Raw genomic sequence first — 22,394 nt, 5'->3', positions numbered from 1 at the left:
AGAGTACCTAGTTGACGCACATGGCAGCGCAAGGTCGGTCACCTTCTTCTACTAGGGTCTCGGTCTGATGACTTCCACTCCTCGATGGGCGGCTCCCCGCGTCTGGGCGGCGATCGCCACCGCTGCCGGACTCGTTGCGATCATCGCTGCGATCCTGACGCCGCTGCTCCCCGTCACCACGCACAACGCGTCGATCGACTGGCCCGAACGCGACCTGGCAGGCGCGTCCACCGCGTCGGTCACCGCGCCGTTGGTCGCCCAGGCGCCGGCCGGTCTCGACGTGTCCGTCGGATGCCGAACCCTCGCACAGACCCCCGACGACGCCACGACCATCGTCGTCTCGACGATGCCCGCGGCCGGCCTGCAGGCGCGGGACAAGGCGCTGTTCGTGACCGCGAACGCCGACTCGGTCGCCGTGACGTTGCGCGGCAAGGATCTGGTGCACGCCTCCCGGGCGGATCTCGCGCGCTGTGAGCGGCTGTTCGTCCACGCGTCCACGTCCGGTGTGCGCGCGGGGTTCGAGGGGCTGGGACCCGCGGTCACCGCCGACCCTGCCCAGCGGCCGCAGGTGTCGGGTGTGTTCACCGGATTGGAGACCCCGCAGGTGCAGCGTGCCGTCGCGGCGCGCTCGGGTGACGCCGGGCTGTCGGTGCACGTCGACATCGACAACCGCTTCGACAGCAGCCCGTCGGCGGTGAAGCTCGCGGTGATGGTCATCGGGATTCTCGCGGTGATCCTGGCGTTCATCGCGATCGCGGTCCTCGACGTCGCCAATGGCTACCACCGTCGCATCGGGCGGATGAATCTGCGCAGGTTGCTGTTCCCGCGGGTCGCCGACATCGCGGTGACCGCCGCGCTCGTGGTCTGGCACTTCCTGGCGGCCGGTTCGTCGGACGACGGCTACATCATCGCGATGGGCCGCAACGCGCACGACGCCGGCTATCTCGCCAACTACTACCGGTTCGCCGGCATCCCCGAGGCACCGTTCGACTGGTACTACAGCTTCTTGTCGCACTGGGCCTCGGTGACCACCGCCGGGGTCTGGATGAGGTTGCCTGCGCTGATCGCGGGGCTCGTCTCCTGGTTCATCCTCAGCCGGGTGCTGCTGCCCCGACTCGGCGGCGCCATCCGCCGTTCGCAGTGGGCGATGTTCACCGCCGCTGCCGTGTTCGTCGCGTTCTGGATGCCTTTGGCCAGCGGACTGCGCAGCGAGGGCATCGTCGTCCTCGGCTCGTTGCTCACCTGGTGGGGAGTGGAACAGGCCGTCGCCACCCGGCGCATGTTGCCCGCTGCGGGTGCGGCGCTGGCCGCGGGGCTGACGCTCGCCGTCGCGCCCCACGGGATCATCGCGGTGGCTCTGCTCATCGCGGGCTCCCGCCCGATGTTGCGCACCCTGCGTCGGCGACGACACGAGAACGGCTTGCTGCCGTTGTTGGCGCCCGTCGCTGCGGCGGCGGCCTTCGTGGTGATCGTGGTGTTCCGCGATCAGACACTCGCCACGGTCGCCGAGGCGATCCGGGTGCGCTACACCGTCGGTCCGACGCTGGTCTGGTATCAGGAACTGCTGCGCTTCTACTATCTGTCGCTCACCACCCAGGACGGCTCCCTGGTCCGGCGTGTGCCGTTGCTGCTCCTACTCGCCGCGGTGTTCGTGACGTTGGCGGTCATGTTGCGGCGCAAGCACATCCGCGGCCTGGACCCGGGCCCGGTGTGGCGCCTCGTGGGCGCGGTCCTGCTGACCGTGCTGTTGCTGTCGTTCACCCCGACCAAATGGACCGTGCAGTTCGGCGTCTATGCGGGCGTCGCGGCGGGCATGGCGGCGGTCGCGACGGTGGCGGTGGCGCAGTCGGCGCGGCGGTCGCCACGCAATCTATGGATGTACATCACCGCGTTGCTGTTCGCCTGCGCCCTGGCCGCGGCGGGCAAGAACGCCTGGGGTTGGGGCTATGACTTCGGTATCGCCTGGTTCGACAAGGCGCCGGTGATCGCCGGTGTCCAGTTGTCGTCGATCTTCTTGGTGCTGACGGCCTTGGCGCTTGCGGTCGCGGTGTGGTTCCACCTGCGGATCGACGTCGTCACCGAAAGCGGTGTGCGCGGTGGCGAGCGTCGTCCGGTGTCGCGGTGGTATTCCGCGATCGCGTCGGCGCCGATGCTGGTGATCGCCACGCTCGTGGTCCTCGTCGAACTCGTACTGTTCGCCAAGGCGGCAGCGGTCCGCTCGGACACCTACACCACGTTCAACGCGAACATGCGTGCGTTGTCGGGTGACACATGCGGCATGGCAGACCAGGTCTTGGTCGAAGAAGATGCCAATCGTGGTGCGCTGCAACCGATCGGTACCAGGAACATATCGCGTGCGCTGGCCGGGGACGACTCCACCGGCTTCACTCCGGACGGGGTGGCCGGAGATCTGACGCCCGACCCGACCTCGCTCGGTGCGGGCACCATCAATACCTCCGGCGACCTGTCCCGTCCGTTCGTGGTGACCGGCGGTCCGCCCGGGACCACCGGCGGCACCGGACCACGGACGGTCAACGGTTCCACGGCCGCACTGCCTTTCGGGCTGGATCCGGATCGCACCCCCGTGCTGGGCAGCTACGGACACGACAACGGGACCGCCGAACTCACCTCGAGTTGGTACCGACTGCCCGACCACGCATGGTCGCCCCTGTTGGTGATCACCGCGGCCGGGCCGGTCTTCTCCGTCGACCAGGATGGCGTGCCGCTGGCAGGCCGGTCGTTGAAGGTGGAGTTCGGGCATGCCGACGACGCCGGCAGGGTCACGCCGGTCGGACGTCCTTACGTACCCATCGATCCCGGGCCCGGGCGAGCGAACCGGCCATGGCGCAACCTGCGTATCCCGATGTCCGCGGTGCCTGCGAAGGCGACGACGATGCGGATCGTCGCGGTGGACGACAACGTGAGTCCGGATCAATGGCTGGCGTTCACGCCGCCGCGCGCACCGGTCCTGACGACGTTGCAGGAGACGGTCGGGACGCAAACGCCTGTGCTGCTGGATCTCTCGGTCGGCAGTCAGTTCCCGTGTCAGCGGTCGATCACGAGTCGTGACGGCGTCAGCGAGGTGCCGCAATGGCGGATTGTTCCCGACCAGACCACCACGAACTCCAAGTCCAAGACCTGGCAGGCATCGATCAACGGCGGAATCCTCACCACCCCCGAGGCATTGACGAGAGCGAACACCATGGCCACCTATCTCGACCACGACTGGTACCGGGATTGGGGTGGGTTACAACGGCTGTCGCCGCTGGTGCCCGATGCGCGACCGGCGACGTTGACCACCGGGACCGCCTCCACCTGGGGCTGGAACCGACCCGGCGCACTGAGGGTGGTGGCGCAGAATGACTGACAGCCGAATCCGCACCGCCAAGATCGTCGCGGTCGTCGCGGGCGCGCTCGGCGTGCTGCTGGCCATCGCCGCCCCGTTCCTGCCGGTCAGTTACACCAAGTCGGAGCTCAAGTGGCCGCAGGCGGCCGCGGCCAGCGGATCCGATGCGCCGGTCGTCCAGAACGTCGCGGCGCCCAATGTCTCGTATGTGCCGGTGTCGATGGACATCTCGGTGCCGTGCCGACTCGCCGCCGACCTGCCCGCCAGCGGTGGGGTGTTGTTGTCGACGGTTCCGGACAATGGCGCCGAGGCCGGCAAGGTCGGGCTGTTCATCCGGGCCACCAAGGACCAGATCCTGGTCACGCAGCGCAATGCGGTGCTGCTCAACGTGCCCCGAGCCGCCGCGGAGGGTGACGCCGACTGCACCGTGGTGATCCGGTCGGACACCGACGGCACCCGGGGTGCCGTCGACGGCCTCGACGGGGACACCGGTACCCGGTCGTTCCGACTCGACGACCCGAACGCACGTCCCCAGATCATCGGTGTCTACACCGATCTCCCGAAAACCGCGTCGACCGAGGGGCTCTCGTTCCGGTCGACGATCGACACCCGGTTCATCTCCAGCCCCACCCTGCTCAAGGGTGCGCTGCTGATCCTCGGCGTGATCATGACCCTGCTGTCGATGGCGGCCCTCGCGGTGCTCGACGCCCAGGACGGTCGTCGATTACGACGATTGCTGCCTGCTCGATGGTGGCGGCCGACGCCGGTCGACCTGGTGGTCACCGCGGTGCTCGTGGTGTGGATGTTCATCGGTGGCAATACCGCCGATGACGGATATCAGGTGACCGTCGGCCGAATAGCCCCGGGCGCAGGCTATCTCGACAACTACTATCGCTACTTCGGTGCGCCACAGGACCCGTTCGGGTGGCACTATCAGTATCTGTCGCTGTGGATGCAGGTCAGTACGGCAACTCCGTGGCTGCGTCTGCTGCCGCTGCTGTTCGCCCTCGCCGGTTGGTTCCTGATCAGTCGGGGGGCGCTGCCCCGGCTCGGGAACGCCGTGCGGAACTCGAGCGCCGCCCGGTGGGCCGCGGCACTGGGGTTCCTCGCGGTGTGGCTGCCGTTCAACAACGGTCTGCGCGTCGAACCGGCACTGTCGGTGGGCATTCTGCTCACCTGGGTGCTCGTGGAGCGGGCCATCGCCACCGGACGGTTCTTCCCGCTCACGCTCGGCATCCTGTCCGCGGCGTTCACGCTGACCATCCATCCGGCCGGAGCGGTGGCGATCCTGCCGTTGCTCGCCGCGATCCGCCCGTTGCTGAAGCGTCTTCGGCAGCGCCGCAAGCGAGATGGTCTCCTGCCGCTGCTGATGCCCGTCCTCGCGGCCGGCCTGGCGGTACTGTTCGAGATCTTCGCCGACCAGACGCTCGCGTCGATCATGGAGGGCGTACATGTGCAGGGCATCGTCGGTCCGACCAACGAGTGGTGGACCGAGGCGATGCGCTACTACATCCTGCTCAACCCGACTCCGGACGGGTCGATAGCGCGACGCGTCGGCATCTTCGTCACCATCCTGGCGGCCGCCATCATCGTGCTGACGCTGCTGAGCCGTCGGCGGGTGCCCCGGGTGTCGAGCGCACCCCTGTGGCGGTTGCTGGCGATCACGGCGGGCGCCGTCGCGGTTCTCGCGTTCGTGCCCACCAAGGCAACTCACCAGATGGGTCTGTTCGCGTGTCTGACCGGCGTGCTGGCTGCCGCGGCGACCGCATTCCTGAGTCCGACGGTGATGCGTCGTCGGTGTAACCGCACCTTCATCGCCGCGGCGTGCGCGTATGCGCTCGCGGTGGCCTTCGCCGGCCGCAACCAGTGGTGGTACGTCGGCAGTTACGGCATCCCGTGGGGTGACGACACGCCCAACCTGCGGGGTATCGGGCTTTTCGTGCCGATCCTCGTGGTCGCCGTCGCGCTGACCCTGTGGGGTGTCTGGCAGTACTACCGTGACGACCGGCTCGTCGAACGTGGTGAATCGGCGGAGATCTCCGGTGATCCGAGTCTGATCCAACGGATCCCGACCTACTCGCTGTCGATCGTGGCCGCCGCGATGTTGCTGTTCACCTTCGTGTCCTTCGCCAAGGCCATTCAGACGCAGCGAGATTCATGGTCGTGGACGAGTTCGAACATCGACGCCATGCGTGGCAACCCGTGCGCCTTGGCAGATGCCGTTCTCGTCGAGGACGACCCGAACGCGGGGTTGTTGCCGGCCGCTCAGGTTGCCGGACAGTCGAATCCGTCGCCGGGTGCCGCGCTGGCCGGTGCGCAGATGGACGGTTTTGATCCGAACGGTGTGTCCGCGCATCTGGAGTCCGAGGCCGACAGCAATCAGACATCGTCGGGAACCGACCGCACCCAGACCGATCCGGCCGATGCGCAGAACGAGCCGAGTGGTACCGCCGGGGCGGCCGACACCGGCGGTGGTACCACCGCCACCCGGGGCGTCAACGGATCGTCGGTGCGATTGCCGTTCGGTCTCGACCAGAAGCGTGTACCGGTGCTGGGTACCTATGGAACATCCACCGGCCGTGGACATCTGACCTCGGACTGGTATCAGCTACCCGCGCGCAGCGACGACAAGCCGCTCGTGACGATGGCGGTCGCAGGCGAGATCGAGTACGTGGACGAACTCGCCGTCACCCACCCGGGCCAGAAGTTGCGTCTGGAGTTCGGTCGGGTGGAGCCCGATGGGCAGGTCACGACCACCGCATCGATGAAACCGTTGGACATCGGCAACGATCCCGAATGGCGAAACCTCCGGTTCCCGCTCGACGAGGCACCGCCGCGGGCCACCGTCGTGCGTGTCGTCGCCGACGACACGTCGTCGGATCCGGCTCAGTGGCTGGCCATCACCCCACCGCGCGTGACGCCGATGGTCACTCTGAACACGTTGGTGGGTAGTGAGGATCCCGTGCTGCTCGACTGGGAGGTCGCGTTCGCGTTCCCGTGTCAGCGTCCCGCAGCGGCGGTCAACGGCGTCCTGGAGACACCACAGTGGCGGATCACCCCGGATGCCGAAGGCGAGCGCGTGAACTCGCGGCGCTGGATGGCCGGCGATTACGGCGGGCCCCTCGGCATCGTCGAGAACGAGTTGCGTCCGGTTGTGCTGCCGTCGTATCTGCGCAACGGTTGGGCCAAGGACTGGGGCAGCCTGCAACGCCTCACGCCGTTGAAGCCTCAGGTCACCGCGGAGTTGGACGTCACCGACGACGTGCACACCGGGCTCTGGAATCCCGGCCCGATGCGGGCGATCAAGAACTGACGAACGGGCGCCCACTCCGATGAGTGGGCGCCCGTCCCGTTCCCGCGAGGTTTCCGAGAGCCCCGCCTTGATTCCACAGGGCCTGTCCGCGGACGACAGGTGTCGCGGACACCGTCATGCCGACCAGCCGACGAGTGCGGTACGGCGGCTGACGTGCCCTGCGTCTCGCAGCCGGTGCGGTGTGAGAGGGCACAGACGGTCCGGATGCGTGGTGGCGCAACGAGACCGGGTGACCGCTCGATACGGGTGGTCATGCAGCCGGCGGGAACACGAGTCACCTGGCCGCGAAACCCGGAGCCCGGTCGACGGGACCGAGCGCCGAGCCGACCGTCAGTGTCGGATCGGGGCGGGACTCCAGAGTCCGCTGCGGGTCTCGGTTCCGGTGTCGATGTCGGCCAGTGTGGTCACGTCACCGTACGGCGTGTAGCGCTCCAGGGAACCCCAGTCGCGGCCGATGTCGTCCTGCAGGTAGGTGGCCATGGAGTTGGACTCCTGCGAGACCTCGATCCAGCCGAGAGGTCCACCGCCATAAGAGTTCTGCCACGCCGACACCGCGGCGGCCAGGTCGGCGCCTGGCTTGATCCGCCACTTGGGGATCTCCACGACACCGTTGCGATGGGTGAACGGCCGCTGACACGGGAACACGAGGCCGGACGTCCAGTCGACCTGGACGGGGTCCTCGCGGCCGACGACCTGCTGCAGTGTCCGCATCTGCGGCAGGCGCGGCGGGGTCACGACGATGAAGCGATCCGAGGACAGATTGTCGTCGTTGGCGACGATACGGACCGCGGTGATGTCGTCGGGCAGCGAATCGGTGGTGACCCGCACGTTGCGCCACGATGGCCGCGGGCCCGGATCGATCATCTCGGTGTTGCCCGAGGCATGCAGCGACGCGTCGCGCGTGCCCGGCTCGATCGGATCGGTCGTGTACTCCAGCAACAGATTCGGGTTGTCGAACAGGCCTGCGACCGAGAACGACAGCAGCGGTCGCTGCTTGAAGTCGTCGGGCAGTGCGTACCAGGCGGAGGTCAGTTTGGCCGGGATCTGATCGGTCGTCGAGTAGCTGCCCATCACCGGTGTGGTCGCCGGGTCCAGGAAGAACGGCAGATCGGCAAAGCTCCCGTTGACGCCTGCGGCCGAAGCGACCCCACCGCCGGTACCGCCGGTGTTGGCGGTCAGGACATCCGGGGAATCGGCGGCCGAGCCGGCGAGCACACCGAGTGAGCCCTCGCTGGCGGTTGTCTCGAGATCGACGGGGACACCGTTGGCGGTGAACCCCGTGGTGGCGGGCCGAGGTGCATCGGGTGGCGCCGTTGCAGGTCCGGCGAGGGGGTCCGCGATGGAGCCGTCGACCGGTTGCAGCAGATACCGGCTGGGGTCGGACTCCACCCAGATCTTGTCGGCCATACCGCATTCCCGGCCCTTCAACGCTTCCCAGTTCGAGCGGGGAACGGAATAGGACGAACTCTGGTTGACCGCCGCGAACAGCGCGGTCACGAGGAGGAACACCACCACGCCGCATGACGCGAATGCCAGTGGCGCCGATGCGATGGTGCCCCAGGCGCGGCGATACCAGGTGCGGGACTTGGGATGAGCGGGGTCGGCGGGATCGACACCGGTGAACGGTTCTCGGAAGTGGAACCACAGGGCGAGCAGGAGGAGCGCGAGTGCGATGTACAGCAGCAGATTCGCGAGGTTCACCCCGAACGTCACCTGCGAGACACCCCACGGCATGCCCCACGCGGACGAATAGTAGAAGGAGTTCGGTGCCGTGAACGCGAGGCCGGTGACGAAGACGACGAGCGAGGCGAACAACGTCCGATTACGCCGCGAGTGCATGGTCTGATTGCTGGCCGCGATGGCCGCGATCGCTGCCAATGCCGCTGCGAGACCGGCGAACACACCGAAGTGGTGGGTCCACTTGGTCGGCGTGAACATGAGGAACACCAGGGACGCGAAGGTGATCCCGACGATGCGGCGGGCGGGCCCGAGCGCGGTTCCCGGGATGCGGGACCGACGGATGAGCATCGCCGCGGACACGACCAGTCCGAGGATCATCACCAGCACGGCGAACCGACGTGCGATGGAACCGTCGGCCGAGTAGGCGAACAACGAGGAGTAGCGGCTGATCTCGTTGTACCAGTGCATCGACGGTCCGAGTGCCGTCTTCATCTTCGACGACTCGAGGAACGCGCGCAGAGTCAGGTTGGAGAACACCACGAAGATGACGAATGTGCCCGCGGCGACGATCGGGGCCAGGAGCGCGACATACGCCCAGCGGTCCGTGCGCCCGTCCGGCGCGGACCCGATCACCTTCGCCCGCTTGATGAGTGCCAGGATCATCGGTCTTGCGCCGGCGATCAGCGCGGCGACCGCGAGGAGACCGGTGGGACCTGCGGCCAGGCTGAACGCACCGACGAGGCATGCCACCGCAGCCGGCAGCAGACGGCCGGTGGCGATCGCACGCTCCACCGAACACCAGGTGAGCAAGGCGCCGAGGCAGATGATCGGCTCGGGGCGCAGTCCGTTGTTGAACGGGAACCAGAAGGCGAGGAACACGAACGCGGCGGTCCAGGCGACGGCGGGCCGCGCGAGGGCAGCTCTGCCGAGCCGCGGCAAGACCTCGTGGCTGATGATCAGCCAGACTCCGATCCCGCAGAGCAGGGCCGGTAATCGCATCCACGGACTGGCCACGCTCACGTGGCTGAGCAGGCCGAAGACCTCGTAGTACCAGCCGAACGGCGCCTCCGGTGCGCCGTACCACCGGAAGTAGTTGGCGGTGTACTGCGCGTCCTGTGCCACCCGTGACATCGTCAACAGGTAGCCGTCATCGGAGGTGTTGGGGCCGATGAAATGCCACAGGATCAGGGAACCGATGACGACGTAGTCGCGCGCATTGAGGCGCCACCAGCGGGCCGGCAGGAAACGGCGATGTCGGCGCCCGTCCGTGGAGTCGAGCACGGCCAACGCCACCAGCGACAGCAACGTGCACACGATCCCGACGATCAGCACGATCCACTTGAGGATCGTCGGAGCCGTGGAGTACCGGGAATCGATGGTGACGTGCGCGCTCAGCCCGGGCAGTGTGGCCGCAGACCCGTCGAGATCGGTGAACAGACCGGTGACCTGAGGCCGCTGGTCCTTGTCGTACGTGTTCGACTCGCGACCGACGGTGGAGCCGGTGAGTGGTTCACCCTGGTCGTTGTGCATGCCGACGAACTCGGCGGCCACGGCGTCGGAATCGGCATGGACGGCGATCTCACGGCAGTCCTGCGAGCGGACCTGATCGAGGGTCGCCGAGACCAGCGGGACATTGCGGATGACGACCTCGATGGTCTGTCGGTCCGCCGGATCGCCGGGTTGACCGGTCTTTCGGATGAACAGCCCTCGCTCGGGGGCCTTCTCCGCCTCCTTCGGCGTGGTCGACAGGAGGACGGACTCGCCATCACCGAGTTGTTCGATGGCAGTGCACGGAACGTGCGCATCGAGATCGATCGGAACATAGCTGATCAGCGGGGCCGCCACCGAGCCGACGTTGCCGTTCTGGGGCCAGGAGATCTGCGCCGTCGTCTGGTTGACCGGCATCAGGGGTGTGGCCAGCGCCATCAGGAAACCGAGCAGGCCCGTGACTATGGCGACGATCTTGGCCCGTCGTACGGTCTGCAATGGCACAAAGAGAGATGGTAACCCTTGAGTCTGAGCCGCTCTGACCGCCCGAACCCCTGAACTATGGTTGAACCCATGTCAGATGCCGAGGCCACCGGAGAACCCCTGCCGATTCTGCTGCTCAACGGGCCGAACCTGAACACGCTGGGTGTTCGGCAGCCCGAGGTCTACGGAACCGACACGCTGGCCGATGTCGTCGAACTCGCGGAGCAGACTGCGTCGGAGCTCGGTTTCGGCCTGCGGGCCGCCCAGACCAACCACGAGGGTCAGATGATCGACTGGATCCACGAGGCCCGTGGTCACGTGAGCGGCATCGTCATCAACCCCGCCGGCTGGACCCACACATCGGTGGCGTTGGCCGACGCGCTGGTGGTCCCCGAGGTGCCGATCATGGAGGTTCACATCAGCAACGTCCACAAGCGTGAGGCGTTCCGGCACCACTCGTATGTGTCGCCGATCGCGTCGGGGATCGTCGTCGGCTACGGCATCCGGGGCTACGAGTTCGCGATCAGGCGATTGGTCGAACTCGTGTCATGACCGATCTGGATGCCGTCGGCCAGACTGCGCTCGGGGTTGCCCTGGCGCGGGGGATCGAGTCGTTGCAGCCCGACGCGCTGTTCCGCGATCCGTTGGCCGAGGCGATCCTGGCGAGCTCCCGCCCCGACGTCCGGGCATCCGACCACATCGAGGTGCACCGTGAACGTCGAGCGATGTACCTCTGGATCGTCGCCCGGACGGTGTTTCTCGATGCCGTCTTCGAGCGGGCGACGGCGTCGGGCATCGGGCAGTTCGTGATTCTCGGGTCCGGTCTCGACGGCCGGGGCTTCCGGTGCGAGTTCGCCGACGATGCGCGTCTGTTCGAGATCGATCGGCCGCAGATCGTCGACATCAAGGAATCGGCCGTGGCCGACAGCGGGCTCGCGCCCACCGTCGACCGCCGGCCGGTGGCATGCGACCTCGGCGACGACTGGCTACGGGCCCTGCAGGACAGCGGGTTCCGTCCCGACTTGCCGTCGGCGTGGCTCGCCGAGGGGTTGTTCGTGTATCTCCCCGATGACGTCGTGACCCGCGTGATCGAGGGTGTCGGCGTGGCGTCGCAGCCGGGGTCGCGGATCGGCGCCACGGTGCGCTCCACGCGTCGAGGACCCGAGTCCGCCGACGACCCGTACGCCGAGATCCGTGCGCTCTGGCACGACAATCCCGACATCGCGCAGGCCTTCGAGTCGAGCGGGTGGGACTGTTCTGTCACCGACAGTCGGACGGTGCTGGCCGCCCACGGTCGTCGGCTCCCGGACTCGGCTCAGCGTGCCTCGTCGCTGTTGGCGGGTGTGCGCCGCGGCTGACCGGTCGAGCGGTCACCGATAGGTGCCGAAGTCCCCGCGTACGCCGAGACGGGTCAGAAAGGCTGCGCGGTCGAAGTCGGTGCGGGCCGCATCTTCGGCGACCACGTGCCCGGCATCGGCCAGCGCATCGACGGATTCCCACGTGACGGTCGTGACCACGTTGAACTCACTCGGCCCGTCCGTCAGTGTCATCACCTCGTTGCGAAGGATGCCCGGTTGGTCGCCGAGGAGTGCGTGCGTGTGGTGGACACGCTCGAGGAATTCGTCCATCGAGTCGGCGGGTACGGAGAATTTGTCGATGCGGTGTGTTGTCGTCATGCGAACACTCTGATAGTTCACGTTCACTTGAAGTCAAGAGGTGAAAATTGGTGCAACTCAGAGGTTGCACTAGCGCGGGTGTTGATGCAACCATGGAGTTGCACATAAACACACTCGAGGAGGTCACCATGGACACCGATTTCGATCGCATCGAACGTGAGATCAGTATCGACGCACCCGCGGATCGGGTGTGGTCGCTGGTCAGTGAGCCCGGCTGGTACATCAATTCGGAGCAGATCGTGGGCCACGAGATTCGACGTGACGGCGACATCGCCTACGTCACCGACGCCACCCACGGCCGGTTCGCACTGCGTGTCGTCGAGCTCGACGAACCGAAGTACGCGGCGTTCCGTTGGCACATCGATCCCGAAGACCTCACCAGTTCGTCGACCCTCGTCGAGTTCTGGCTGACGCCGTCGGATTCGGGGGTGGTGCTCAAGGTTGCCGAGAGCGGGTTCTCCGTACTCTCCGAACCGGAGGCCGATCGACGGTCCCGCTTCGACGACCACACCGAGGGGTGGCGTCTCGAGCTCGACCTGGCGCGCGCGTACCTCACCGGAGCCGCTGCCAGTGCCTGAGGCCGACGAGGCGCAGGCACCGGTCGAGTTGTTCGCCGCGCTCGCCGACGAGAGTCGGTGGCGGATTCTCGTCCAACTCTCGATCGCCCCGATGTCGGCGTCTGCACTCGCGTCGGAGTTGCCGATCAGCAGGCAGGCCATCGCGAAACACCTCCGCGTCTTGCAGGACGTCGGTTTGGTGGAGGCGGCCAAGGTCGGTCGGGAGGTGCGCTACGAACCGGTCGGTGCCCGGCTGAGTCAGGTGGCACGCCGTCTCGACGCCATCGCACGCGGGTGGGATCGCCAACTCGATCGGATCAAGTCGCTCGCCGAGGAGTGAGTGCCCGTCGACACAGCGTGAGGACGCTGTGTCGACGGCTCCACCCTCGCGGGCATAGGTGCGTTCTGGGTTGTTTTCAGGACACGTCGAGAGCCCGCGAGGCGGCCTGGGCCACGCTGCCGTCGCAGCGGGGCCCGTGACCGGGAAACAGCACCGACGACTCGAGCATCATGAAGGACTCGACGGTGCGGCGGGCGGTCTCGGTGTCGTGCTGAAAGGCATCCGAGATGCACTGCGGTCCGGCGATCTTGGAAATCGGGTGACCGCTCACGAGGGCGTCACCGGACACCAGGACCTCACCGGCGGCCACCAGGTACGCACTGTGGCCGTCGGTATGGCCGTGCGCCGACACCGGGATCGGTCGACCGGGGAGATCCAGCGGCTCGGGGAACGGCTTCGCATCTGCGATTCCCTTGCGACTCAACACACCCAGCGGTGTCACCTTGGCCAGCCAGCGCAGCACGCGGGGCTGGTACGCCAGCGGCAGGATGTCGGTGGGGCCTGCCTGTTGCAGGTGGTCGCGCCGGGCGTGGGACACCTCGACAGGGTCCATGTAGACATCGAACCCGTACCGTTGGCTCAACCCGACCAACCCGCCGAGATGGTCGACATGCGCGTGGGTGAGCAGGGCACCACGGATGTCCTCGGGTCGACCGCCGATGTGCCTGATCGATTCGACGACGTCGGATTCCTGGCCGGGGTAGCCGCCGTCGATCAGGGTGATGTCCGAACCTTCTTGCAGCAGAATCCAGTTCACCACGTCGGTCTGTACCAGGAATGCCGCCGACGTCGCGGAAGCGTCCACTCGACTGATCATGAAGCGACTGTTCGCGACGATCACCGGCGCACCACCACGACGAACGGTCCCACCTCGGTGACCGTGAACCGCGGATCGGCGAACGCCGCCGGGTCGAAGTTCACGGTGTAGCGCTTGACGTTCGGGTCGTTGGGATACACGTCCTGCGCCAGTCGCAGGCTGTAACCGTCTGCGCTGTAGCGGAACAGGAAGACGTTGGGTGGCGTCCAGGGCGAACGATCGAGCTTGTCGACGAGTTCGTCGGGAGTCGACGACTTCGACCACCGTTCGATCGCCGCGGCCCGTTTGTCGAACTCGGCCAACGGATTCGCGTAGTGCGACGTGAGGCCCTGGAAGCCCCAGTACGGGTAGACCGACAGGAAGCCGTAGTCGGCGGTGAGCACGACGTTGTCCTCTGCTCGTTTGCCGGTCTGCTTGCGGATGAGTCGGTGGATCTCCGGGAAGTACGATTCGGCGCCCGCCGGACGTTTGTCGGCACGCTCGCCGTACCCGTCGGTGTCGGTGTAGGCGGTCGTGATCTCGGTGGACAGGAATCCCGGGACCCCCTGCGCGAGTGCGACGGCGGCCACCGTCGCGACCGCGCCGATGGCGAACCGGACGTCGCCGAATCTGCCGACCGCCCACCGCGACAACTCGGCGACGCCGAGCACGCCCGCCGCGGCGAGAGTTGTGTTCAGGAGCGGATCGAGACGGAACGAGAGCAAGGTGCTGCCCGCCGCCGTGAACGCCATCGAGAGCAGGCAGAACGCATAGATGGTGACAACGGTGAGCCCCAGCGCCAAAGCGGCAGTGCGGGTGCGGAACCGCATCAGGATCCACAGGAGGCCGATCAGGGTGATCAGGCCGACGAGGGTGAAGTGGAAGAAGGGCAGGGGCAGGATCGCGCCACGCTCGGGTAGGTAGTGCTCGGCGGTGCCCCCGCTGGCCGGTTCGCTGCGTGCTCGCGACCACAGGTACGGAGCCCAGACGAGCAATGCGATGAGTCCAGCGATGATCCCGACGGCAGCCAGCCTGCCGATGATCGCACCGATCACCGATCGTCGGCCCGATGAGATCGTGTCGTAGGGGACGGCTTTGTTGCTCGCCGCGCGCCAGGCCACCACGATGAGATAGAGCGCCATCACCGCGGCGGTCAGCGCGAACATGCCGGTGTAGAGGGTGTAGAACGTCGCGCTCAGACCGATGAACAGCCCGGCCCCGATCACCGCAGGCCAACTGGTGCCCGACCGTAGTCCGCCGACCGGCCCGTCGGCGGCCCGCGATCGACCACGCAACGCGTAGAGCAGGGTGATCAACATCGGGGTGCCCAGCAGGACCAGTACTGCCGCATACGGTTCGGGGGAGGCGTACATGACCGTGATGATCGTGACGGCCAGGGCCACCGGGATGCCGAGCGTCGCGCCGAGCATCCGATTCCACAGAAGGACACCGATGGCCGCGGCCGCCGCGATCGAGATGATCGCCCAGGGCTTGTAGGCCTCCCATCCGGGCAGGCCCTCGATGCCTGCGTACCGACCGCCCCACCAGAACCAGCCGGCCGGATAGTACGGCGGCATGTCGAGGTAGGTCATGTCGGCCAGGCGCGGGCTGCTGGTCATCCGCGTCAGATACTCGGTGCGGAACTGCTGATCCACCGAGAGCCCGAACAGGTAGAGGCGGGTGGCCCCGAGCGGCATCCCCAGGGTCACCGCGACCAGTCCCGCCGACGCGACGCTCGAGAGCAGGCTGATCAACCACCGCGAGCGGCCGTATCGAGCGAGGAGGACCGCGATCACCAGGACCGCGACAGCCACGACCTGGCCGACCGTGGTGAGAGCGCGAGTCACGTTGGAGGAGTTGAACGCCGGCCAGTCGACCGTGTCGATCACCTTCAGGCCGACGAACGCGACGAGCAGGCCGAGGGCAGCACCGACGACCAGCTCGCCGAGGTCACGAGCGCGAACCGCGAGTGCCACGATCAGATGGGCAGACGACGGAAGATCGGGCGCGGGACGTGGCGCAGGATCATCATGACGAACCGGAACGGTCCGGGTGCCCAGACGATCTCCTTGCCCTTGTCGGCTGCAGCCACCGCGAGCCGGGCGACATCCTCCTTGTTGACGGTGAGGGGCGCCTCCGCGACATGCGCCGACAGTCGGGTGCGGACCTGCCCGGGGCGCACCACGAGGACGCGGACCCCGAAGGGGCGCAATGCGTCCGAGAGTCCGAGGTAGAAGCCGTCGAGGCCGGCCTTGGTGGATCCGTACACGAAGTTGCTGCGCCGCACGCGTTCTCCGGCCACCGAGCTCATCGCGATGATCTGGCCGAAGCCCTGTGCCCGCAGTTTCTGCGCCAGCAGCACGCCGACGGACACCGCCGCGGTGTAGTTGATTCCGACCTCGGTGACCGCGGTCTTCTGGTCCTGCCAAGCCTTTTCGTCGTCGGGCTGGATGCCGAAGGCGACGATGGCGACGTCGATGTCACCGTCGGCGAAGGCCTTGTCGAGTACCTCGGCATGGGTCTCGGGCTTCAGGGCGTCGAAGTCGATCTGCTCGACGCTGGACGCGCCTGCCTTACGCATCTTCTCCACGGCCGCTGCAGCGGTGGGGTCGCCCGGGACGGTGGCCAGCACCACCCGCATCGACCCCTTCTTGAGGTACTCCTCGGTGATGGCGAGACCGATCTCGGAACTACCACCGAGGACCAGGATGGATTGCGGTACGCCGACAGCGTTGAACATGGTGACCTTTCGATGTTGCTGGTCGGAAAAGTTGTTCGGGCCCAGGGAGGTCGAGCTCAGGCCAGTTCGAGACGGCGTGCCATGTCGGACATGAAGACGCCGTTCGGATCGATCCGTCGGCGGACAGCGATCCACTCGTCGATCCGGGGATACATCTTGTGGAAGTTCGCGGCCGAGGTGCGGGAGTCCTTGGCGGTGTACAGGCGCCCGCCGATCTCCATGACTCGTCGATCGAGATCGTCGAGGAAGGGGCCGAGTGTCTTGTTGATCGGGAAGTCCAGGCAGACGTTCCAGCCCTTGAACGGAAAGCTCAACGGGGCCCTGTTGCCCTCGCCGAAGAGCTTGATGACATTGAGGAAGCTGACATGGCCGGACGCCTGGATGTCGGTGATGATCTTCTTGAACTCGACCTCGTTGCCGGTCGGCACGATGAACTGGTACTGCGCGAAGGCGCCACCACGACCGTAGGCGTTGTTCCAGTTCCCGAGCAGGTCGAGCGGGTGATAGAACTGCGGCAGGCTCTCGATGATGCCGCGTTTGTTGGAACCCATCCGGTAGTACGCCTCGCCCACGAGTGCGAAGTCGAACTTGTTGGCCAGGCCGCGCGGGAAGATGTCCGGCACCGAGATCAGTGGCTTCGCGTCGAACTTGAGCGGATTGCCCTTCAGCTTCGCGGGGAGGTCGTCGACCTTGGCGAGGTTGCCGCGGCTGAACGTCCCACGTCCGAGCTTCGGCGGAGCGCTGATGGTGTCGAACCAGCCCGATGCGTACTCGAAGCCGTCCTCGTAACGCTGCTCGAGATGCAGGTCGATGGTCTCGTCGAGGCTGTTGGTGGTGAACGTGTCGGCGAGGAAGTATGCGGTTTCGGTGCGCTTGAGCTGCAACTTCGCCCGCAGGATGATGCCGGTGAGTCCGATGCCGCCGATGGTGGCCCAGAAGAGCGAAGCGTCCGGGTCGTCGGGAGAGCCGTCCGGGGTGATCGTCAGGACTCGGCCGTCGGCGACGAGGAGTTGCATCTCGACGACGGTGTTGCCGAAGCTGCCGGTGAGGTGGTGGCTCTTGCCGTGGATGTCATGGGCGATGGCGCCGCCGATGGTGACCTGTCGCGTTCCGGGCATCACCTGAACCCAGAATCCGCGCGGCACGACGGTTTTCATCAACGCATCGATCGACAGTCCGGCATCGACGTCCACAATCGCGGTCTCGTCGTCGAGCGAATGGATACGCGTCAGTGGCGTCATGTCGACGGTCAGGCCGCCGCTGTTCTGCCCCGATTCGTTGTACGACCGCCCCAGTCCGCGTGCGATCACGCCACGCTTGAGGTAGTCCGGCTTGTCCGCGTTGTCGTCGGCGACGCGCGCCACCGCTTCCGCGATGACCTCGGGATATGGGGTCGAGAGCACGTGTCCCACGGTGGGTGTGGTCCGGGACCAGCCCACGAGTTTGCGCGTCTCGATCGGGAGCAACTCTTCAGTAGACATCGCTCATGAGAGTACCTGGCCGGATGATCGAATCGGAGCGATGACGGCCCAGTCGCCGGTATCGAGGTCCGGTGCCCCGGCGGTGTCGCCGAGGGCACACGTGCTCAGGAAGTGAGCGATGCGGCGAGTTCGGGCCCGATGGCCTCGAGTTGATCGATGCCGTCGGAGAAACCGCCGGTGGCAGTGGACAGCCGGACATGGTCGGCGCCGGCGCGCAGGTGCTCGCGGACCGCATCGACGACCTGGAGCACGGTTCCGTGCGGGACGACCTGGCGCAGCACCGAATCGTCGAGATTTCCGTCGGCGTCGAAGGGCGCGATCCCGTGCCGCTCCAGGGCGGCTGCATAGGGGCTGCCGGGCATGCCCAGCGATTGGGATGCAAAGGAGACGGCGTCGCGATGAGCGACCTCCGGATCCTCGTCTATCGCAACCGTCAGGCCGACGACCAGGAGTTTGTTCGGGCCGAGAAGTGATCGGGCGTAGGCGGTGAGCGACGGCGGCTGCAGGATCGGGAGGGCGCCGTCCGCGTACTCGCGTGCCGTGTCGAGCATGCGGGGACCGTTGGCCGCCAACAGGCGCGGATATGTCACGTCGGGCGCCGGGGTGATCGCGACGGGCTCGTTCATCCGGGTCAGATAGTCCACCGCGGTGGCGATGGGCTTCCCGAAGTCCCGGCCGACGGCTTCGGCTTGGAACGGATATCCCACGCCGAGCCCCAGTACGACGCGTTCGCCGAAGGCCTCGATCAGTTGTGCAACGGCGCCGTGGGCCGTCTGCGGTGCCCGCGCCCACATCGACGCGATGCCGGTGCCGATCACCGCCTGCTCCGTCGCCGACAACAGGAGCGCCGCCTGGACGAGTGCGTCCTTGCCTCCGACGCCTTCGTTGTTCCACATGGTGGAGTAACCGGCCCGTTCCAGCCGACGGGCAGCATCCTGCTGCCGATCGGTGGGCACCGGTGCCGCGAACGGGATGTTGGGGAGAAAGGCCCCGATCGGGCCCATCGCCGTTCGTGTGCGATCCCAGGTCTGCATGTGAATCCTCTCGCTTATCGAAAGAGTACCTTTTCGAAATACTCCATGATCGTATACTCGTCGATGATGAACGGTGCAGAGCGCGGGCCGGGTCGGCCACGAGATCCCGCTGCCGAGCGGGCCATCCTCGACGCGGCTTTCGAGCTCGTTGCGCGGCACGGGGTCGCGGCGGTCACGATGTCGGCGATCATCGAGCGGGCGGGCACGTCGTCGGCCACGGTCTACCGGCGATGGCCGACCAAGCTCGATCTGTTGGCGGCGGCGATCGCCGCGCGGCAGCCGGCGATCGCCGACACCGACACCGGCGACCTCGACTCCGACATCGAGGTGTTCCTGCGGACGCTGACCGAGAAGATGTGCTTGCGGCCCGACGATCTGGGCGATGCGCTGGTGGCCGATCTGCACCGGCAGCCCGCGTTGAGTTCGGCCATCGCCGACACGATGATCGCTCCCCGTCTGGACGCGGTGAAAGCCATCCTCGAGCGAGCCCGGAATCGCGGCGAGATCGGCGAGGTGTCGCCCGCGCGGGCCTACAGCCTGTTGATCGGGTCTCTGCAGCACCTCGTGCAGGTCGCCGACGAGACTCCCGACGAGGACTTCATCGGCGCCGCGGTCGAAGGGGCCATCGCGGCCCTGCGTGCGTACGCCGACCCGCGCCGTACCGCCGGGGGAGTTCTGGACGTCAGGACTCGGTGAGCACCTTGGTGGCCGCGTTGCGTCCCGGGATGCCGCTGACCCCGCCGCCGCGTCGAGCGCCGGCACCGCAGAGCAGCAACCGCGGGTGATGGGTTTCCACGCCCCAGGTGCCGACCGCGTCGGCCGTCTCGGCCCACGGCCACTGCAGGCTGCGATGGAAGATGTTGCCGCCCGGCAAACCGAGGTCCGCCTCGAGATCCTGCGGCGTCTTGACCTCGATGCACGGGTCACCGGCGACATCGTGTGCGATGACCGACTGAATCGGCTCGGCGAGTACCGAATTCAGCGAGGCGAGGGTTGCGCCGACGGCGTGCTCGACGGCTCCGGGCGCGTCGAACACCTCCGGCGGCATGTGGAGTCCGAACAGCGTGAGGGTGTGCCGACCGTCGAGTTCCGGCCCCAGGATCGACCGATCCGAGAGGGTGTGGCAATAGATCTCGCAGGGCGGTAGTTCCGGAACCTGTCCCCGGTCGGCCTGTCGCCACGCGGCCGAGAGCTGGTCGGCAGCTTCGTTGACATGGAGCGTTCCCGAGAACGCGGCGTCGGGTGCGACGAAGGCGTCCCGCAGCTGGGGGAGACGTTCGAGGACCAGGTTGATCTTCAATTGCGCACCACGGGTGTCGGTTTCGGTGGCGATCGGATCGTCGAGCAGATCGTCGAGTGCCTGCGGGGCGCATGCGGCGTAGAGCATGGATGCCGACACCGTCCCGGCGGACAGTTCCACCGTGCCGTCGCTCGGATCGATGCCCAGGATCGTTGTACCGGTGCGGATCTCGGCGCCCGCCGACGATGCCGCCTGGTACAGGGCACCCGACACCGCGCCCATCCCCCCGACTGGGACGTCCCAATCTCCGGTGCCCCCGCCGATGAGGTGGTACAGGAAGCAGATGTTCTGGCGCAGTGACGGATCGTCGAGATCGGCGAAGGTCCCGATGAGCCCATCGGTGGCGACGATCCCGCGGACGACGTCGTCGTCGAAGTACTGATCCAGCAGGACACCGAGCGGAGATGACGTCAACGTCTCCCAGAGCTCGGCCTCGGTGGAGTCGGTGCCGATCACCAGATCGTGGATCTCCGCGGCCGAGCGAAGCGGCTCGAGCATGGTCGGGAACACGCGCTGCGCGATCGTGCCCATCCGACCGTAGAACGACTGCCACGCGGTGAACACGGATTCCGAACCGGTGGCGCGCCGGAAGGATTCGGCGGTGGCCTCGACATCGTCGGTGTCCACCAGGATGCCGGTGGCCGGATCGTGGGGCAGCGGTGTGTACGACGAGTACCGCCGACGCACCAGCTCTATGTCGAGCCCGAGGTCGGCGATGATCTCTCGTGGCATCAGCGACACCAGGTACGCATAGCGTGAGAGCCGTGCGGGCAGACCGGGAAACGGCATCGCCGACACCGCGGCCCCGCCGACGTGATCGGCCTTCTCGAGCACCAGCACCGAACGGCCCGCCCCCGCGAGGTAGGCCGCCGCGGTCAGACCGTTGTGGCCTGCCCCGATGATGACATCGTCGAAATGAGCGGATGCGGTCACGGCGAGGTCACCTCATGATGCGGGCGAGGAAGGGCGTCGAATCGGGCATGGATGCGATGACCGTCCCTGAATGATCCTGGTCGGGATAGACGTGCAGATCGACCGGCTGGTTGTTGGCCCTCATCTGGGCGTAGAGCGAAAGGGCCGACGGCGCAGGCACATCCGTGTCACGCAGCCCTTGGCCGAGGAAGATCGGTCGGTCGTAGCCGGTGTACGGGGTGCCCATGTATTCGGTCAGTGCCTGTCGGATACCGGGAATGCTGCTCAGCGGCGCACGGAACACGGTGCGCAGGTCGCGGCCGTCCATGAACTCGTGCATCTCGGGGTAGCAGACCTCGCGGGCACGGGCGACGTAATCCTTGCCCAGTGGGGTCAGCACCGACGACACGTGCAGGTCCGGACGAGCGTCGATGACGCCGGCCAGGATGTAGAGCGCATAGGTCGTCAATCCGGCAGGCAGTCGGACCGGCGGGAAGTCGGGACCGCCGAGGGCGATGATCTGCTCGATGTTGGCCGGTGTCCCGGTCGCCACCACACCCCGGTAGTCGAGGTCGGTCCCACGCGACAGCCGGGTGGCGCGCTGGGCGCCGTTCAACGCGGCGCCCGCGCCCTGGGACTGCCCGACGATGGCCCAGCGCGGCGCGAGCGGCAGGTCCATCTGATGTGCTGCCTTCACCGAATCGACGATCGAATGCGCGGCCACCTCGCCGTTGAGATAGCTCAGCAACCCCGGCGTGCCGAGCCCGACATAGTCGGTCGCGACGATCGCATACCCCTGTCGCAGCCAGTGCGCGAGATAGGTCGCGTCCCGGTCGCTACGCGGCAGTGCCGAAGGCGTGCAATCGTCTCCGAGTCCGGTGGTGCCGTGTGCCCACGCGATCACCGGCCATCCGCCGGCAGGTGGTGTTCCGTGCGGCAGGAACACCGCACCCGTGCTGGTCGCCGTCCGGCCATGCTGATCGGGTGTCGCGTAGAGGATGCGGTAGGCGCGTGCCGACCCGGGGACGGAGAGGCCGGGAGCCAACGGGACCTGTCGGATCAGGGTGCCCGCGCGCGCCGTCGTCGTACCGGTGTCCCGGACGTCCATGCCCGACCAGTTCGGTGCCGCCGTCGATGACGGTGCCGCCACAGCGGTTGTCTGCGCCAGCGACGTCGCCATGACGAGGGCAAGCGAACAGGCAGCGGCCGACAGGATGCGTCGTCGACGACGGGAACTCATGGTCACCA

The 22,394-nt window shown here is 67.0% G+C and carries 16 protein-coding genes; 7 read left to right on the top strand and 9 right to left on the bottom strand.

The genetic code is table 11. From position 1 onward, the window contains the following. The first annotated feature begins 67 nt into the window (after positions 1 to 67). Complete coding sequence (locus AAFP35_RS17155; protein WP_419222838.1) at positions 68 to 3,367, top strand: arabinosyltransferase domain-containing protein; 3,300 nt, start codon at positions 68 to 70, stop codon at positions 3,365 to 3,367. Beyond that, positions 3,360 to 6,659 carry an arabinosyltransferase domain-containing protein gene (locus AAFP35_RS17150; RefSeq protein ID WP_419222837.1) on the top strand — a complete coding sequence of 1,100 codons (3,300 nt, stop codon included), beginning with the start codon at positions 3,360 to 3,362 and terminating at the stop codon, positions 6,657 to 6,659. The genes AAFP35_RS17155 and AAFP35_RS17150 overlap by 8 nt, the downstream gene beginning before the upstream one ends. 330 nt (positions 6,660 to 6,989) lie before the next feature. Here AAFP35_RS17150 and AAFP35_RS17145 read toward each other — a convergent pair whose 3' ends face one another. Beyond that, positions 6,990 to 10,331, bottom strand: coding sequence for an arabinosyltransferase domain-containing protein (locus AAFP35_RS17145; protein ID WP_419222836.1), 3,342 nt, complete (start codon positions 10,329 to 10,331; stop codon positions 6,990 to 6,992). A gap of 69 nt (positions 10,332 to 10,400) precedes the next feature. Here AAFP35_RS17145 and aroQ point away from each other — a divergent pair, with 69 nt between their 5' ends. Both aroQ and AAFP35_RS17135 read left to right on the top strand, forming a co-directional pair. After that, a complete protein-coding gene (gene aroQ / locus AAFP35_RS17140; protein WP_419222835.1) occupies positions 10,401 to 10,862 on the top strand; it encodes a type II 3-dehydroquinate dehydratase in 462 nt (153 codons plus the stop codon). After that, the gene (locus AAFP35_RS17135) at positions 10,859 to 11,668 is read left to right on the top strand and encodes an SAM-dependent methyltransferase (RefSeq protein ID WP_419222834.1); all 810 of its coding nucleotides are present in this window, start codon (positions 10,859 to 10,861) and stop codon (positions 11,666 to 11,668) included. Before aroQ ends, AAFP35_RS17135 begins: the two co-directional genes overlap by 4 nt. A 12-nt stretch (positions 11,669 to 11,680) precedes the next feature. Here the strand turns inward: AAFP35_RS17135 and AAFP35_RS17130 are convergent, their stop codons facing one another. Continuing rightward, positions 11,681 to 11,986: an antibiotic biosynthesis monooxygenase family protein gene (locus AAFP35_RS17130; protein ID WP_419222833.1), complete on the bottom strand. Its 306-nt coding sequence runs from the start codon at positions 11,984 to 11,986 to the stop codon at positions 11,681 to 11,683. 128 nt (positions 11,987 to 12,114) lie between these two features. On the opposite strand from AAFP35_RS17130, the gene AAFP35_RS17125 reads away from it, so the two are divergent. Next, positions 12,115 to 12,564, top strand: coding sequence for an SRPBCC domain-containing protein (locus AAFP35_RS17125; protein WP_419222832.1), 450 nt, complete (start codon positions 12,115 to 12,117; stop codon positions 12,562 to 12,564). Beyond that, positions 12,557 to 12,883: an ArsR/SmtB family transcription factor gene (locus tag AAFP35_RS17120; protein WP_419222831.1), complete on the top strand. Its 327-nt coding sequence runs from the start codon at positions 12,557 to 12,559 to the stop codon at positions 12,881 to 12,883. Before AAFP35_RS17125 ends, AAFP35_RS17120 begins: the two co-directional genes overlap by 8 nt. 76 nt (positions 12,884 to 12,959) lie before the next feature. Here AAFP35_RS17120 and AAFP35_RS17115 read toward each other — a convergent pair whose 3' ends face one another. From AAFP35_RS17115 to AAFP35_RS17095, 5 genes are all read right to left on the bottom strand, one after another. Beyond that, positions 12,960 to 13,700: an MBL fold metallo-hydrolase gene (locus AAFP35_RS17115; protein WP_419222830.1), complete on the bottom strand. Its 741-nt coding sequence runs from the start codon at positions 13,698 to 13,700 to the stop codon at positions 12,960 to 12,962. 20 nt (positions 13,701 to 13,720) lie between these two features. Next, positions 13,721 to 15,655, bottom strand: a complete 1,935-nt coding sequence (locus tag AAFP35_RS17110; protein WP_419222829.1) for a galactan 5-O-arabinofuranosyltransferase — start codon at positions 15,653 to 15,655, stop codon at positions 13,721 to 13,723. A 2-nt stretch (positions 15,656 to 15,657) separates the two neighbouring features. Then, positions 15,658 to 16,419 carry a decaprenylphospho-beta-D-erythro-pentofuranosid-2-ulose 2-reductase gene (locus AAFP35_RS17105; protein ID WP_419222828.1) on the bottom strand — a complete coding sequence of 254 codons (762 nt, stop codon included), beginning with the start codon at positions 16,417 to 16,419 and terminating at the stop codon, positions 15,658 to 15,660. A 56-nt stretch (positions 16,420 to 16,475) separates the two neighbouring features. Continuing rightward, positions 16,476 to 17,900, bottom strand: coding sequence for an FAD-binding protein (locus AAFP35_RS17100; RefSeq protein ID WP_419222827.1), 1,425 nt, complete (start codon positions 17,898 to 17,900; stop codon positions 16,476 to 16,478). Between the two features lie 104 nt (positions 17,901 to 18,004). Beyond that, the gene (locus tag AAFP35_RS17095) at positions 18,005 to 18,934 is read right to left on the bottom strand and encodes an LLM class flavin-dependent oxidoreductase (RefSeq protein ID WP_419222826.1); all 930 of its coding nucleotides are present in this window, start codon (positions 18,932 to 18,934) and stop codon (positions 18,005 to 18,007) included. Positions 18,935 to 19,000: 66 nt separating this feature from the next. On the opposite strand from AAFP35_RS17095, the gene AAFP35_RS17090 reads away from it, so the two are divergent. Continuing rightward, positions 19,001 to 19,630 carry a TetR/AcrR family transcriptional regulator gene (locus AAFP35_RS17090; RefSeq protein ID WP_419222825.1) on the top strand — a complete coding sequence of 210 codons (630 nt, stop codon included), beginning with the start codon at positions 19,001 to 19,003 and terminating at the stop codon, positions 19,628 to 19,630. On the opposite strand, the gene AAFP35_RS17085 is transcribed toward AAFP35_RS17090, so the two are convergent. Both AAFP35_RS17085 and AAFP35_RS17080 read right to left on the bottom strand, forming a co-directional pair. After that, positions 19,617 to 21,167: a phytoene desaturase family protein gene (locus tag AAFP35_RS17085; RefSeq protein WP_419222824.1), complete on the bottom strand. Its 1,551-nt coding sequence runs from the start codon at positions 21,165 to 21,167 to the stop codon at positions 19,617 to 19,619. The two genes, AAFP35_RS17090 and AAFP35_RS17085, sit on opposite strands and share 14 nt — an antisense overlap. A gap of 7 nt (positions 21,168 to 21,174) precedes the next feature. After that, entirely contained in the window at positions 21,175 to 22,386 is a 1,212-nt protein-coding gene (locus tag AAFP35_RS17080; protein WP_419222823.1) for an alpha/beta hydrolase family protein, read from the bottom strand. Positions 22,387 to 22,394: the final 8 nt, after the last annotated feature.

This window comes from Gordonia sp. CPCC 206044 (assembly GCF_048537895.1).
Lineage (GTDB): Bacteria > Actinomycetota > Actinomycetes > Mycobacteriales > Mycobacteriaceae > Gordonia.
This window is presented reverse-complemented; position numbering and strand designations above follow the sequence as displayed.